Source organism: Saccharopolyspora sp. 7B, from assembly GCF_020177435.1.
Classification (GTDB): domain Bacteria; phylum Actinomycetota; class Actinomycetes; order Mycobacteriales; family Pseudonocardiaceae; genus Saccharopolyspora_C; species Saccharopolyspora_C gregorii.
In genome coordinates, this window is record NZ_JAIUKC010000215.1 from 1 (window position 1) to 14,474 (window position 14,474).

Genomic DNA, 14,474 nt, shown 5'->3' on the forward strand with positions numbered 1-14,474 from the left:
TTCATGCTCCACCAGTTCCCGATCGGGTACCTCCCGGTCGCCGCGGCGACCGCCAGCCGCCAGCTGCCGATGCCCGCCGAAGGCGTCGATCCGCTGGCCGGGCGCCGCTTCCCGCCGCGCGACCACCCGCGCGCGGACCTCGTCGACGACCGCGACGCCCTCGCCAGGGCCCGCTCCGGGGAGCTCGCGGTGGACCCGGCCGGATCCGACGGGGTGGAGCGCCCCGCCGAGTTCGCCGCCGGGCACGACCCGCTCGCCGAACTCAGCGAACTGGAGTGGGAACGCCGCTACACCGGCCCCGCCGGACCCCGCTGGCCCGCTGCCGCCTCGGTGCCGGAGGGCTGCGCGGAACCGGGCGAGCCGATCGTGCTCGAACCGGACGCGGTGCTCGACGCGCTCGGCTCCGACGCGGGCCGGGTCGCCGCGCCCGACGGCACCGCGTTCACCCGGCGCAGCCTGCCCCCGGACTACCTGGAGCTGCCGTACCACCGCTACCGGGTGCTGCGGCCGCTGCCGGTGTGGCGGGCGGTGTCCGCGCCGTGGTTCGCGGGCAGCGGCGGTGGCGTGCGCTACCGGCTGACGCACTCGCTGGCGGAACTGGTGGCGCTGGGCCACCTCGTCGAGCTCACCGCGGCGCGGGTCGCCGCGGAGGCGGGCACGCTGCGGCTGGACCCCGCCGTGATCGACGCGGCCGACCGCGCGTCCCGGCGCTCCGCGAGCGGGGGCGCGGGCCCGGACGAGCGCGCCGACGCCGCACCGGACGAACCACCGGGCGCGGTCGACGAGCCCCGCCGCACCGACCGGCACGAGGTCACGGAGGAGATCGCGAAGTGAACACCGAATCGATGCTCGGCTGGCTCGCGGCGCTCGGCGTCCCCGCCGAGCTGGTGTCGATCGGCACCGAGACCGACCACACCTGGTGCCTGGTCCGCGAGGAGGTGGACGGCGCCGCCGGGTGGGAGGTGTTCTGGCGCGAGCAGGGCAACCGCTACGACTGGGCGCGGTTCAGCAGCGAGCAGGTCGCCTGCTTCTACCTGTTCGGCAGGCTCAGCTGGACCCAGGCGCTGCGCGGCGCCATCGGCCCCGTCGACCAGGACCGCCCGCGCGTCCCGAAGGCGCCCGCCGAGCCGGCCACCCCACCCCACGGCACCCCGGTCCAGTGACCGCCTGACCGCTCGTCGCTGAACTCGCCGGTGGGTCTTCGTCGGTTCCTCGTCAGCGGCGGAGCCGCTGAGCCGCCGACCACGCACGCAGCTCGACCACCAGCGGGTTCTCCGCGGTTCCCTCGCGAGGACAGCGTTTTCTCCTGTGGCGGAGCCACTGGTGAGAACGATCCCGCAGCGAGGGGGCCGCGGAGGTTCCGCCACCCGAGAGCTGCGCAGCACGAGTTCGGGATTCAGCGCAGCAGGTCCAGGGCCGTTGCGTGCAGGTGGCCGTTGGTGCTCAGCGCCGAGCCGCCCCGGAATCCGCGCCGCCCGCCCAGGTCGGTGAACTCGCCACCGGCCTCGCGGACGATGACCTGCACCGCGGCCACGTCCCACGGGTTCACCACCGCTTCGGCCGCCACGTCGATGGCGCCCTCCGCGACCAGGCAGTGCTGCCAGAAGTCGCCGAACGCCCGGTTCTCCCAGCACGCGTCCACCAGCCGCAGGTACGCCTCCCGCGAGTGGTGCTCCACCCAGCTGCCCAGGTGCGTGGTGGACAGGTAGGCGTCGGAGATCTCGCGCACCCCGGACACCGAGATCCGCTCCGCAGCGCCCCCGGAGCTCGCCCACGCGCCGCGCCCCGCGGCCGCCCACCAGCGGCGGCCCAGCGCGGGTGCGCTGATCACGCCCGCGGTCGGCGTGCCGTCCTCGACCAGCGCGACCAGCGTCGCCCAGGCGGGCACCCCGCGCAGGAAGTTCTTCGTGCCGTCGATCGGGTCCAGCACCCAGGTGCGGGCCGAGGTGACCTCGCCGCCGCGCTCCTCGCCCGCGATCTCGTCGCCGGGGCGCTGCTCGGCGAGCACCGCGCGCACCGCGTCCTCCACCGCCAGGTCCGCATCGGTGACGGGGGTGCGGTCCGGCTTGCGGTCCACCGCGAGGTCCAGCGCGCGGAACCGGTCCGAGGTGAGCGCGTCGGCGGTGTCCGCGAGGTGCAGGGCCAGGTCCAGGTCATCGGCGATCGTCACGGCGGCGACTCTACTTCCGCGCTCCGCGCGGCCCCGCTGAGGTGCGGCTACCAGACGGTCCGGGCGGAACTAACCGCCTACGACACGGACCTGATCATCGCGGACCTCTAGGGTGGAGGCGTGAGCGTAGTGCTGCTGGCCGAGGACGACCCAGCCATTGCTGTGCCGTTGTCGAGGGCATTGCAGCGGGAGGGCTACTCGGTCCGAGTCATCGACGACGGCCCTTCGGCGTTGCAGGAGGCGTCCTCCGGCGGAATCGACCTGATGGTGCTGGACCTCGGCCTGCCCGGGATGGACGGGCTGGAGGTGTGCCGGCGGCTGCGCGCGCAGGGCCGCGGCATCCCCGTGCTGATGCTCACCGCGCGCACCGACGAGGTGGACTTCGTGGTGGGCCTCGACGCGGGCGCCGACGACTACGTGGCGAAGCCGTTCCGGCTCGCGGAGCTGATGGCCCGCATCCGGGCGCTGCTGCGCCGCGGTTCCCCGGAGACGCTGGAGGCATCCGGAGTGCGGCTGGAGCTGACCGCGCGCCGCGTCCTCGTCGACGAGCACGAGGTGGGGCTGGCGAACAAGGAGTTCGAACTGCTGCGGGTGCTCATGCAGCACGCGGGCCAGGTCGTCACCCGCGAGGAGATCCTCGACGAGGTGTGGCCGGAGGCCAGCCGCAAGGGCAGCAAGACGCTGGACATGCACATCTCCTGGCTGCGCCGGAAGCTCGGCGACGGCAACGGCCGTGCCGACGAGCAGCGGATCGCCACGGTCCGCGGCGTCGGCTTCCGGTTCAACGCGGACTGACGGGCGGCCCGGTGCACAGGCGGATCCTGGTCGCGACGCTGCTGGCGGTGGCGGTGACGGCGGTGGTCCTGGGCCTGCCGCTGGGAGTGACCGCGCTGAAGCTGGTGGAGGACTTCACCCGCACCGACCTGTCCACCCGCTCGCAGCAGATCGCGACCTCGCTGGACGAGCAGGTCGCCTCCCGCCACCCGATCGACGTGGAGTCGGTGCTGCTGGCGGTGCCGCGGGACGCGCGGCTGGTGGTGCGCACCAAGGACCACGAGTACGTCTACGGCACCGACCCGGGCAGGTCGCCGCTCACCGAGAGCGTGCCGATGGTGCAGAGCGGCACGGTGACGCTGTCCGCGCCCAGCGGCCCGGTGCGCACCCAGCAGTTCCAGGTCGCGGGTCTGGTGCTGCTGCTGGTGGTGCTCTCCGCGGGCACCGGCATGGTGGTGGCGGGGTTGACCGCGCGGCGGCTGGCCGATCCGCTGCGGCACGTCGCCGCGCGCGCCGCCCGGCTCGGCGCGGGCGATTTCCGGGCCGATCCGAAGCGGCACGAGGTCCCGGAGCTGGACCGGGTCGCCGACGCGCTGGACGCCTCGGGCGCCGCCCTGTCCCAGCTGGTGCAGCGCGAGCGGGAACTCGTCGGCGACGTCTCGCACCAGCTGCGCAGCAGGCTCACCGCGCTGCAGCTGCGGCTGGAGGCGCTGGCCGACGTGCCCGACCAGGAGGTCGCGGAGGAGGCCGCCGCGGCGCTGGAGCAGGCCGAGCGGCTCTCCAGCGTCCTCGACGACCTGCTCGCCGCCGCGACCGCCGCGCGTGCCAGGGACGCCGAACCGCTCGACGTGTCCGAAGCGCTGTCCGAGGCCGCCGCGGAGTGGCGGGAACCGCTGCGCGCCCAGGGCCGCGCCCTGCGCCAGCGGGTGCCGGACGGCCTGCTCGCCAGGGCCACGCCCGGCCGGTTGCGGGAGGCCATCGGGGTGCTGCTGGACAACGCGGTGCGCCACGGCAAGGGGACGGTGACGCTGACCGCGCGCCACGGCGGCGGGACGGTGGTCGTCGAGGTCGGCGACGCCGGGCCCGGGGTGCCGGACCAGCTGGTGCCCTACGTGTTCGAGCGCGGGTTCTCCGCGGGCGGGTCCACGGGCGTGGGCCTGGCCTTGGCGCGGGCGCTGGTGGAGGCCGACGGCGGGCGCCTGGAGCTCAGCAAGGCCCGTCCCGCCCTGTTCGAGATCTTCCTGCCGGTGGCGCGGGCCGACGACGTGCTCGGCGTGCCGTGGAAGATCGAGTCCCGGCCGCGCTGATCCGGTTCCGCCGCCCGGTCCGGGGGTGCGGCGCCGGAGGCTTCGGCGCCGGGGGTGCGGCGCCGGATTCGTCGGCGGAAGGGTCGTCGTCGGGGGGTTCGTCGTCGGGGGACCCGTCGGCGGGGAACACCCACTTCCGGAACGCCCACCACCGGAACACCATGCCCAGCACCAGGCCCACCACCTGCGCGGCGGTGAAGTCGGCGATCTCCTCGACGAGCCTGCTGGTGTACGGGGTCTGCAGGTGCAGGGCGTAGCGGGAGAACCACAGCGGCGCCGCGTACAGCGCGACCCCGATGCCGCTGAACAGGAAGTACAGCGTGGCCTCGTGGTGGCGTTCCCGGCCGCCGCGGGTGCGGAACGACCACTCCCGGTTCAGCACGTACGACACGATCGTCGCCACCAGCACCGCGATCACCTTCGCGGTGACCGGTTTCGGCACCAGGATCGTCAGCTTCAGCGCGTAGAAGATCGCCGAGTCGATGAAGAAGGTGCTGGCGCCGACGATCGCGAACTTCACCAGTTCGCGATGGCGCACCGCGCGGTCCCGCAGCGGGCGCGGGACGCGGGCCAGCACGGCTTCCACGACGGACACTCCGACGATGTTAACCGCCCCGCCGCGGCCGCCCGGAGCTCGTGCGGCCGCAGCGGTGCCGGGACCTCCCCGGCCGGTCTCCGGTCAGCGCAGGAAGCGCCACCAGGGCGGCGGGGCGGTCGGCGGCAGCAGCGGTTCCAGGATCGGCAGCCGCCGCTCGTCCGGGGCCGGTTCCGGTTCCGGGGGCTCGGGCGGCCGGGTGGGCTCCGACGACGGGGGTTCCGGCGGTGCGGAGGTGCCGGGTCCGGTCGGGACGGGCGTCGGTGCCTGCGTCGGTTCGGAGCCGGGCGTCGGCTCCGGGGCGGGAGCGGGGCCCTGGCTCGGCGGCGCCCACCCCGGCAGACCAGGCAGGCCCGGAAGACCAGGCAACCCCGGCCGACCAGGCGGGCCCGGCAGCTCCGGCAGGCCCGGGACCTCCGGCGGACCAGGTCGCTCGGGCAGCCCCGGCACGTCCGGCAGCCAGCACGGCCACTCCGCACCGTCCGCCGGACGCAGCGGCCACAGCGGCGGGAGCGGGCAGTCCGGCTCCGGCCGCGGGCGCCACGGGAACCAGAGCCGGGTGGTCACCGCGGCGCTGTCGTTCGCGGTGCCGAGCCGGGCGCGCACCGGGATGGTGACCTCGCGCTCCTCGCCGTCCGAGGCGCCGCGCGGTTCGACCGGCAGCCCGGCCAGCCACAGGTGGCCCCGGTAGGACTCGCCCGGGTCCAACTCCGCCGAGCAGCGCAGCTCGTCGTCCGACGGCAGCAGGTCGCACGCGGGCGGGATCCCCAGCGCGCGCGCACCGGCGGGCAGCACCGCGACCGCCTCGGCCCGGCCCCGGGTCACGCCGGTGTTGCGCACGTCGAGGTTCAGCCGCAGCGGCGGGCCCTCCGGTACCTCGTCGCCCAGCAGCAGGTCGTGCAGCGGGTGCGCCGCCGCCGACACCGACACGTCCACCCCGTCCCCGGAGCGCATCAGCACCTGGATCCGGGACAGCGGCAGGTCCAGGTCCGCGCCCGCCACGATCCGCGCGCCGATCTCGCCGCCGGTGGCGTCGGCCGCGGCCGTCACGTGCAGGTCGAAGGTCAGCTGCTCACCCGGTTCGAGGCCGCGCTCCGAGGAGCACTGCAGCCCGCCGTCCCAGCTCTCGCAGCGCACCCCCGGGCCACCGGCCGCCTCGGCGGCGCGCGCGGTGCGGGCGGACGCGGGCGCGGTCCCCGCGGGACCGGACTGCTGGGAGGTCACCCCCGGGATCTCCGAGCTGACGCCCGGCGGCAGCGACAGGATCGCGGTCACCGGATCGGACGGGCCGGTGCCGTCGTTGCGCACCGTGATCGGCAGGTCCGCGGGGTCGCCGCCCGGCACCAGCGTCAACGGCTCCGTCGGGCCGTGCGCGTCCAGCTTCGGCGTCGGCGCGGCGGGCGCCGGAGCCGGTGCGGGAGCCGGCTGCGGAGAGGGCTGCTGCGGGGCCTGCGGGCTCGGCGCGGCAGGACGCGGTGCGGGCGGCGGTGCGACGGCGGGCTCCGGCGCGGGCGGGGGCGCCGAGGCGGACGGCAGCGGCGCCGTGCCCGAGGTCAGCGCCAGCGCCAGCGCCAGGCACAGCGCGGCGGAGGCCGCGACGCCCGACACCGCCTGGCGCGGCACCGAGCTCGCCGCGCCCGCCGCCGAACCCCCCGCACCGGCCGATGCGGCCGCGGCGGTCGCCGAAGCACCGCCGCCGGAGAGCAGGTACGCCGTGGCACCGGTGCCGATCACCAGCGGCGCGATCACCGCGCGCAGACCGCCGTTGACGTCGGCGAGCTCCGCCGCCAGCCCGCGGCACCGGTCGCAGCCGTCGAGGTGGTTGTCGACCTGCGCGGTCTCCCGCTTCGACAACCCGCCGCGCGTCCACGCGCCCAGCCGGTCCGCCGCCGCCCGGCAGGACGCGATCCCCGGTTCGTCGTCGGACAGCGAGCTCAGGTGCACCTGCAGGTACGCCTGGCGCAGGCCCTCCCGCGCGCGGTAGGCCAGCGCCGACACCCCGTTCGGGGTGAGGCCCAGCAGCGGGCCCACCTGGGCGGGCGTCTCGCCCTCCACCTCGATGTGCCACAGCACCGTCTTCCAGCGCTCCGGCAGCCGCGCGAACGCCCGCGCCGCCAGCGACCGCTCCAGCCCGGCGACCGCGGTGTCGGTGAACGGCACGCTCGCCTCGGCGCCGGAGACCTCGGTGACGTCCTCGGCCAGCTGCAGCTTCCGGTCCCGGCGCGTCCGGTCGTAGGCGACGTGGCGCAGCGCCGTCAGCAGGTAGGCGCGGAACGCCGTCGTCGGGCCGCGGCCGCCGCGCAACGTGGCCAGCACCTTCGCGAACGCCTCGGACACCAGGTCGTCGGCCTCGGCCTGCGATCTGGAGACCTGCCGGGCCATGTTCTGCGCGGCGGCGACGTGGCGTTCGTAGAGCGTCCCGTAGGCCTCCGTCGAACCGTGCCGGACGGCCTCGATCAGCTCGCCGTCGCTGGGGCCCTGCGCTTCGGCCGGGGCTGTGGCCACGCCGCACCTTCCTTTGTGTGGTCCGCTGTCCGGGGTGTGCCGCTGGTCGGGCGGGTCCGCGCTCGGGGTTCCGGTGCGACCAGCCGACCGGGTGCGTCCGGATCCGCCGATCGGAGCAGATCCGCTTCATGGAACCATCCGCGCGATCGCCCGTCGATCCGCCAACGTGATGCGAATTCGCGTCGAACCTCATTGTGATCGATGACTCCCCGCGCCCTGCACGCAGTCTTCCGTCATGGTCGAACGCGCAGGTCGTCTCCATGGTGAAAGGGGGTCGGGATGAGCAACTGGATTCAGGGGTGCACGGGGATCGACCGGTCGTTGCGGTCGCGGTGGCGCACGGCGAGCCTCGCGGCGGGATGGCCGTTCCCCAGCGATTGGGGGGTGCGCGCCGTCGACGCGGTGTGCCGGGCGGTCGCGAGCGGGGCGGACCTCACCGAACCGCTGGGCAGGCTCGGTGCGGCGCGCGCGGAGGCCGGTGTCGGGCTGGCCGAGGCGCTGCTGGACGTGGCCGCGCTGCACGCCGCGAGCACCGGCACCGGCGACGGGCTGGTCTCGCCGGACCAGGACTCGGTGCCCGCGTGGATGCTGCGGCCCTTGGCGCTCGGCTGGGCCGAGGTGCAGGCCGAGTACACCGTGGGGCGCGAGGTGCAGGACCCGCTCACCGGGCTCACCACCGCCTCCTACCTGCGGACCCGGCTGCACGAGGTGTACCGGAGCGCGCTGGCGGCCGGCCGCACCGCCGACGAGGACCACGCGCTGATCACGGTGTCGCTGGACATCCCGCCGGACACCGGCGGATATCCGATGATGATGGCGATGGTGCTGGCCGCGGACGTGCTGCGGGACGTGTTCGACGCGGGCGAGACGGTGTCTCTGCTGCGGCCGGACACCGCCGCGGTGCTCGCCGCCCGCCGGCCCTGCCTGGAGGAGCGGTGCGAGCGGGTGCGGATGCTGGTGCGGCGCAGCATCGCCGGTGATCCGGCGCTGCACCCGGTGGGGCCGGTGCGGGTCCGGCGGGAACAGCTGCCGGGCGACCCCGCCGCGGCCTGCGCCATGCTCGGCGCGGTGGACTGACCGTTCCCGGTGGTCCGGGTGCCGGAGGGCGGGCAGTAGGCTCTCCTGCTCGTGGACCACCGCACTCGCACTCCCGTCGTAGGCATGATCGGTGGTGGGCAGCTCGCACGGATGACCCACCAGGCCGCGATCCCGCTGGGCCAGTCCCTCAAGGTGCTGGCCGTCTCGCCGCAGGACCCGGCGGCGCTGGTCGCGCCGGACGTGCAGCTCGGCGAGCACACCGACCTCGACGCGCTGCGCACCTTCGCGGAAGGCTGCGACGCGGTCACCTTCGACCACGAGCACGTGCCCGGCGAGCACCTGCGCGAACTCGTCGCCGCCGGGGTCGCCGTGCACCCCGGGCCGGACGCGTTGCTGCACGCCCAGGACAAGCTGGTGATGCGCCGCGAGCTCGCCGGGCTCGGCTTGCCGGTACCGCCGTACGCCGAGGTCACCGAGGTCGCGCAGGCGCTGGAGTTCGGCGCCGAGCACGGCTGGCCGTGCGTGCTCAAGACCGCCCGCGGCGGCTACGACGGCCGGGGCGTGTGGACGCTGAACACCCCGGAGAGCGCCGAGCGCGTCGTCGGCGAACTCCTCGACGGCGGGGCGCCGCTGCTCGTCGAGCAGCGGGTGCCGCTGCGCCGCGAGCTCGCCGCGCTCGTCGCGCGCTCCCCGTTCGGGCAAGGCGCCGCCTGGCCGCTGGTGGAGACCGTGCAGCAGGACGGCATCTGCGTGCAGGTGCTCGCCCCCGCCCCGGACGCCTCGGAGGACCTGCGGAACGAGGCGCAGAACCTGGCGCTGCACATCGCCGAGGCCCTCGGCGTCGTCGGCGTGCTCGCGGTGGAGCTGTTCGAGACCGACGACGGGCTCGTGATCAACGAGCTGGCGATGCGGCCGCACAACTCCGGGCACTTCAGCATCGAAGGCGCCCGCACCTCGCAGTTCGAGCAGCACCTGCGCGCCGTGCTGGACTACCCGCTGGGCAGCACCGAACTCACCGCGCCCGCCGTGGTGATGGCGAACGTGCTCGGCGCGCCCACCGAACCGGCGATGGGCGTGGACGAGCGGACGCACCACCTGTTCGCCCGGTTCCCGCACGCCAAGGTGCACCTCTACGGCAAGGCCGAGCGGCCCGGGCGCAAGGTCGGCCACGTCACCGTCCTCGGCGACGACATGGCCGCCACCCGCCGCGAGGCGGAACTGGCCGCGCACTTCCTCTCCACCGGGGAATGGGCCGACGGCCACCCGATCCACTGACACCCGCCTCGGCGAGCACCGGGGGTGGGGGGCGGCTGCCCCGCGGACGTGATGGGCTGGACGGCGGGCGGTCGCTCGCCGCGACGACGAGCAGGAGCACCGGGCGCGGGCGCCCGGCGGGGAGGAACCGGAGATGGCGCAGGAACGGCCGCTGGTCGGCGTGGTCATGGGCAGCGACTCGGACTGGCCGGTGATGGAGGCCGCGGGGCAGGCCCTCGCCGAGTTCGACGTGCCGTTCGAGGCCGGCGTGTACTCGGCGCACCGCACCCCGCAGCGGATGCTGGACTACGCCCGCGACGCCGCCGACCGCGGCCTGCGCGTGATCATCGCCGGCGCCGGGGGAGCGGCGCACCTGCCGGGCATGGTGGCGTCCGCGACCGTGCTGCCGGTGATCGGCGTGCCGGTGCCGCTCAAGCACCTGGACGGCATGGACTCGCTGCTGTCGATCGTGCAGATGCCCGCCGGGGTGCCGGTGGCGACCGTCTCGGTCGGCGGGGCGCGCAACGCGGGACTGCTGGCGGTGCGCACCCTCGCCGCGGACTCCGGTGAGCTGGGCACCCGGTTGCGCGCGGCGATGGCGCGCTTCCAGGAAGGCCTGGAGAGCATGGTCCACGACAAGCACGAGGCGCTGCAGGCGCGCCTCTGACGGACCCGGGCGGCGGGACGTCGCCGCCCGCCGCCGCGGTGCCGCCCGGCGGACTCACCTGGTGGATTCCAGCAGGGCCGCGCCGCGGAGGCGTTCGACGATGGTGGCGACGTCGTGGCGGGCCACCTCCGCCGGGATGCGGTGGCGGTCGGCGAGCTCGCCCGCGATGCGGTCCGCGTCCTGCCCGATCAGCAGGCCGCGCAGCACCTGGGTGCCGGTGCGGTTGAGCAGCCAGCGCCGCCCGGTGCGCTCGTCGCGCAGCACCGTCCCGTCGCCGAGGTCGGTGGGGTCGACGTCAGGACGCAGTCGCAGGTGCATCGGTCCTCCCGGTGGAGCCCTGGGTGACGCCGCGCAGCCACGCCTCGCACCCCAGCAGGTGTTCCAGCGCGACCAGGGTGCGCGGTTCGACGTGCGGCGCGAGCAGGTGCTTGCGCAGCACGCCGGTGTCGACCAGTCCGTGCGCGGCGAGCTCCGAGTCGGTGAACAGCGCCAGGACGGCGCCGCGGTGGCGGCGGAACCCGATGTGCACGTCCGCCCCGACCCCGGCGTCCGGTCGGGGAGCGGGGACGGGCCGCTGCAGCACCGCGTCCGGTGCGGTGCCGCGGGCGGCTTCGGCCAGCAGCGGCTTGTACCGCCAGGGTGACGCCCGTTCAGCCGGGCGTACCGCGATCGCCGCTTCCACCACCCGGTCGTCGTAGTAGGGCAGTTCCAGCCGCACCCCGGCCGCCGCGTACCGCCGGACCAGCCGCCGGTACCCGGGTGCCGCGGTGCGCAGCGCGGTGAGCAGCTGGTGCCTGCCGCGGTCGGTCGCGAGCGGTTCGGCCTCGGTGGCCGCGGTGCGCAGCTCGGCGCGGGCGGCGGCCACCGCGTCGGCGCTCGCCCACGGCGCCGCGCGCAGCGGGGCGGGACCCCAGTCCAGCGCGGCGTGGTGCCGCGGCCCGTTCGGCGCGGTGAGCCGGTCGGACTGCTCCCGCCACCAGTGCGCCACGTCGTGCGCGGCCAGCAGCGCCGCCATCGTCGGCAGCAGCGGCCAGCGGTGCAGCGACCGGTATCCGCGCAGTTGCCGGATCGCTTTCACCGGGCGTTGCCGCAGCAGCGAATGCAGATGTCCGGGCGGGCCGCCGAAGATTTCATCGCCGCCGAATCCGGCGAGCTGCCGCTGCACGCCGTGCTCGGCGAGCAGTTCCGCGCACCGGCCCGTCGCGGCGAGTTCCCGGAAAAGCGGAATGGGTTCTTCGTGGTCGGTGAGCGCTCCTGGATCCTCGAATGCGGAGGGGATTTCTCGCGGATCCAGCACGAGGTGCGTGCCGTCCGGCAATTGCCGCGCGCATTCGGCGGCGAACCGGTTCTCCCCGTTCTCGCGGTCGTTTTCCCGGCGGTTCAGCGTGACGAGCTCGGGTTCGTGCCGCGCGGTGAGGAAGCACAGCGCGGTGGAATCCATCCCGCCCGAGAGGTCGGCGCCGGTGCGCCCGGTCCCGGACCGGATCGCGGTGTCGAGCGCCTCCCGGGTGGCGCGGGCGCCGCGGCGCAGCGCCACGTCCGGTTCCGGCGGCCGCCACCACCGCACCTCCCGGGCCCGCTCGGCGGCGAGCCGCAGGTACGAGTCGGGGGGCAGCGCCCGCACCCCGGACCACGCGGTGCGCCGGTCCAGCGGCGGCCCGGTCGGTCCGACCGCCACCCGCAGCGCCAGCGCCTGCTCGTCGATGCCCGCGCCGGCCAGCTCGGCGAGCAGGTCGGCGCGATCACCGGCGATCGGGACGCCACCGATCCGGGTGTGGAACACCTGCCGCAGCCCGGAGATCCCGCCCTGCACCCGGACCTCGCCGCGCACCGAGGCGGCCAGGTGCACTCCGCCGGGCAGCCGGTGCAGCACCGCGTCCAGGTCGGCGACCGAGCGCAGCCCGTGCACGATCGACGCGAGCCGGGTCGCGTCGATCGGGCAGGACCCCAGCAGCGCCACCCGGACCGGCCCGAGCGCGACCGGGACGAGGTCGTCGGTGCGGAAGCGGCCGACCAGCCAGGGGTTCCCGGAATCGTGGCGGAGCACGATCCGCCCCTGCGCCGGGAATCGGTCGACGACGTTCTTCAATCCCGGCACGTCGGGCAGTACGACCCAACCGGAGTGGTGCTGGAGCATGCTCATTCCGTTCTCGGATCGGTGCGCGTCGCGGGGTAGGAGGAAAATGGTGCGGTGACCGGCTCGGGTAATTCCACGATTTCCACGAGCGTGGGAGTTTCGTAGCCGTCGGCAGCGGTCTGCTCGTCCATGAATGCCTCCGCAGTGGTGTGCAGGCACGGATTCATGCCGACGATCACACTGCTAGGAGCCCGGGTGGGGCACAATGCCTCCCGGGTGATGATGACCCCATTCGGTGAAGAAAGTACTAGTCACGTAACAATGCCCCGCGCGAAATGCGTCGGGACCATCTCCGCGATGTCGCGGCCGGGCCGCGCGGTCTCAGCCCAGGCGGTGCGCCAGCACCGCTTCGTGGGCCGTCCCGACCGGTCCGCGCTCGTCGAAGAGCCGGGCGCGGGTGACGCCGACGCCGGTGGGTTCGACGTCGCGCGCCATCTCCATCCCGAGCCATTCGCCGGCGGGTTCCCGGTGCAGGTACAGCGTGATGTCGCTGTTGATCCACGGGCCGAACAGCGAGCCGACGGGACTGCCCGCGCTGATGCAGTCGACGAGGACGGCGACCTGGCTCAGCCTGCTGGTCGGTTCGTCGGGCAGCAGCGGCAGCGGCAGCCGCATCCACGCCTGGGTGGGGCCGCCGGCGAGCTGGTCGCGGACCCAGCGGACCTGGACCACGTCGTGCACTCCCCAGCGCAGCCCGAGTTCGGCGGGCAGCAGCGAGGAGTCCGGCAGGCCCTGCGGTCCGGGGAACGGGGTGGGTTCGGGTGCGTGGTCGCCGTCGACCCCGCTGCGGCGCAGCACCTGGGCGGTGGCGCGGGTGACCTCGGTGCCGTCCTGGGCGAGGGTGACCTCGAACACGCGCAGCCGCTTGCCGGCCCGGACGGTGCGGGTGGTGGCGGTGATCCCGGTGCGGGGGACGGGGCGGTGCAGGTCGACGGTGAGCCGGGCGACGAACAGGTCGGGTTCGTCGAGGGCCTGCTCGACGGAGCGGGCGACGAGTCCGGCGACTGGGCCGCCACCGGTGAGCTCGCCCCACGGGTTGCCCGCGGCTTCGGTGGGCACGAACAGGTCGCCTTCGCGGCGGAACAGGCTCTCGTCTCGGCGCACGCCCGGATGCTACTCAGCAGTATCTTACTTTGGGTAGATCTGACGGCTGGGTCGTCCGGGCGCGTTCGGGTTCGGTCGTCCGGCGCAGCGGGGGTGCGGGTTCCGTGACCAGTTTCCCATTCGGCCTTTTATTTGAAACTTCATGTATATGCTGGGCGGTCGGAACCCCCGTGCCCCCCGAAAGGTGAGCTGATGCAGCACCGTCTCCGCGACGTCACGATCCTGCTGGCCAGGTTGGTCGTCGGCGTGACCTTCGTCTTGCACGCCTACCAGAAGTTCGTGCTCAACGGCATCTCCGGCGTCGGCGCCGGATTCGAGCAGATGGGCATCCCGATGCCCGTCGTCGCCGCAGGGTTCACCGCCACCGTCGAACTGCTCGGCGGACTCGCGCTCATCCTCGGCGTGCTGATGCCCGTGGCGGGCGTGCTGCTCGCCGCCGTGATGCTCGGCGCGCTCGTCACCGCGCACGCGAGCGCCGGCTTCTTCGCCACCGACGGCGGCTTCGAATACGTGCTGGTGCTCGCCGCGACGAGCCTCGCGCTCGGCTTCAGCGGGCCCAAGTACACCGTGCAGGCGCTGTTCACCGGCGGCGCGCAGGCCGAACGCGCCAAGGTCGACGCCTGACCCAGGTGCCGGGCGCGAGGCGGCCGCCGACCGAGGCGCCGCCGCGCGCGAGCACGGAGCCGCGCGGGCCCGACGCCCGGCCCGCGCGCCCGGTGGCTCCGGCGGGGGAGGCCGGACGGTTCGTGCTCCGCGACCCGGCACGCCGGGCGGCACCGCTCGGTGGTGGCGCCGCCCGGGGCGGTCGCGGAGCGCGGGTGCGGCGGCGGTCAGCCCGCGCGCGGGCCGGGCGCCCTCTAGTGCGCGCCGCCCCCCGGCGCCCTCGCCCGGGCCGGCGTTGGCACCCGCCACCGCGGAACCCG

Annotated in this window: 14 protein-coding genes and 1 pseudogene; 8 read left to right on the top strand and 7 right to left on the bottom strand. The window is 74.9% G+C overall.

Annotated features, from left to right (window positions below; translation table 11 throughout):
• Together LCD33_RS26600 and LCD33_RS26605 are read left to right on the top strand one after the other, a co-directional pair.
• Window positions 1-834, top strand: an 834-nt coding sequence (locus LCD33_RS26600) for a TNT domain-containing protein (protein ID WP_224978405.1), incomplete at its 5' end; no start/stop codon positions are given.
• On the top strand, window positions 831-1,163 hold the full coding sequence (locus LCD33_RS26605; protein ID WP_224961841.1) for a hypothetical protein: 333 nt from the start codon (window positions 831-833) through the stop codon (window positions 1,161-1,163). The genes LCD33_RS26600 and LCD33_RS26605, both read left to right, overlap by 4 nt.
• 233 nt (window positions 1,164-1,396) lie before the next feature.
• Here LCD33_RS26605 and hisN read toward each other — a convergent pair whose 3' ends face one another.
• Complete coding sequence (gene hisN / locus LCD33_RS26610; RefSeq protein WP_224961861.1) at window positions 1,397-2,164, bottom strand: histidinol-phosphatase; 768 nt, start codon at window positions 2,162-2,164, stop codon at window positions 1,397-1,399.
• Window positions 2,165-2,290: 126 nt separating this feature from the next.
• On the opposite strand from hisN, the gene LCD33_RS26615 reads away from it, so the two are divergent.
• A complete protein-coding gene (locus LCD33_RS26615; RefSeq protein ID WP_224961839.1) occupies window positions 2,291-2,965 on the top strand; it encodes a response regulator transcription factor in 675 nt (224 codons plus the stop codon).
• Window positions 2,966-2,976: 11 nt separating this feature from the next.
• The gene (locus LCD33_RS26620; protein WP_224968285.1) at window positions 2,977-4,251 is read left to right on the top strand and encodes an ATP-binding protein; all 1,275 of its coding nucleotides are present in this window, start codon (window positions 2,977-2,979) and stop codon (window positions 4,249-4,251) included.
• A 91-nt stretch (window positions 4,252-4,342) separates the two neighbouring features.
• Here the strand turns inward: LCD33_RS26620 and LCD33_RS26625 are convergent.
• Together LCD33_RS26625 and LCD33_RS26630 are read right to left on the bottom strand one after the other, a co-directional pair.
• A pseudogene (locus LCD33_RS26625) lies at window positions 4,343-4,846 on the bottom strand (GtrA family protein); the annotation flags it as partial.
• Between the two features lie 84 nt (window positions 4,847-4,930).
• On the bottom strand, window positions 4,931-7,351 hold the full coding sequence (locus LCD33_RS26630) for a sigma-70 family RNA polymerase sigma factor (protein WP_224978406.1): 2,421 nt from the start codon (window positions 7,349-7,351) through the stop codon (window positions 4,931-4,933).
• Between the two features lie 279 nt (window positions 7,352-7,630).
• Between LCD33_RS26630 and LCD33_RS26635 the strand changes: the two genes are divergently transcribed.
• The 3 genes from LCD33_RS26635 to purE all read left to right on the top strand — a co-directional run bounded on the left by LCD33_RS26635 (window position 7,631) and on the right by purE (window position 10,310).
• Window positions 7,631-8,428, top strand: a complete 798-nt coding sequence (locus LCD33_RS26635; protein ID WP_224962535.1) for a hypothetical protein — start codon at window positions 7,631-7,633, stop codon at window positions 8,426-8,428.
• Window positions 8,429-8,479: 51 nt separating this feature from the next.
• Window positions 8,480-9,664: a 5-(carboxyamino)imidazole ribonucleotide synthase gene (locus LCD33_RS26640; protein WP_224962532.1), complete on the top strand. Its 1,185-nt coding sequence runs from the start codon at window positions 8,480-8,482 to the stop codon at window positions 9,662-9,664.
• 133 nt (window positions 9,665-9,797) lie between these two features.
• Complete coding sequence (gene purE / locus LCD33_RS26645; RefSeq protein ID WP_224962530.1) at window positions 9,798-10,310, top strand: 5-(carboxyamino)imidazole ribonucleotide mutase; 513 nt, start codon at window positions 9,798-9,800, stop codon at window positions 10,308-10,310.
• Between the two features lie 54 nt (window positions 10,311-10,364).
• On the opposite strand, the gene LCD33_RS26650 is transcribed toward purE, so the two are convergent.
• The 4 genes from LCD33_RS26650 to LCD33_RS26660 all read right to left on the bottom strand — a co-directional run bounded on the left by LCD33_RS26650 (window position 10,365) and on the right by LCD33_RS26660 (window position 13,551).
• On the bottom strand, window positions 10,365-10,628 hold the full coding sequence (locus tag LCD33_RS26650; protein ID WP_224962528.1) for a lasso peptide biosynthesis PqqD family chaperone: 264 nt from the start codon (window positions 10,626-10,628) through the stop codon (window positions 10,365-10,367).
• Window positions 10,606-12,453 (bottom strand): asparagine synthase-related protein, encoded by a 1,848-nt coding sequence (locus LCD33_RS26655; RefSeq protein WP_224978407.1) that lies wholly within the window; start codon window positions 12,451-12,453, stop codon window positions 10,606-10,608. Before LCD33_RS26655 ends, LCD33_RS26650 begins: the two co-directional genes overlap by 23 nt.
• On the bottom strand, window positions 12,450-12,578 hold the full coding sequence (locus LCD33_RS29110; protein ID WP_255615122.1) for a hypothetical protein: 129 nt from the start codon (window positions 12,576-12,578) through the stop codon (window positions 12,450-12,452). The genes LCD33_RS26655 and LCD33_RS29110 overlap by 4 nt, the downstream gene beginning before the upstream one ends.
• A gap of 190 nt (window positions 12,579-12,768) precedes the next feature.
• Window positions 12,769-13,551 carry a thioesterase family protein gene (locus LCD33_RS26660; protein WP_224962524.1) on the bottom strand — a complete coding sequence of 261 codons (783 nt, stop codon included), beginning with the start codon at window positions 13,549-13,551 and terminating at the stop codon, window positions 12,769-12,771.
• A gap of 192 nt (window positions 13,552-13,743) precedes the next feature.
• Between LCD33_RS26660 and LCD33_RS26665 the strand changes: the two genes are divergently transcribed.
• A complete protein-coding gene (locus LCD33_RS26665) occupies window positions 13,744-14,175 on the top strand; it encodes a DoxX family protein (protein ID WP_224962522.1) in 432 nt (143 codons plus the stop codon).
• Window positions 14,176-14,474: the final 299 nt, after the last annotated feature.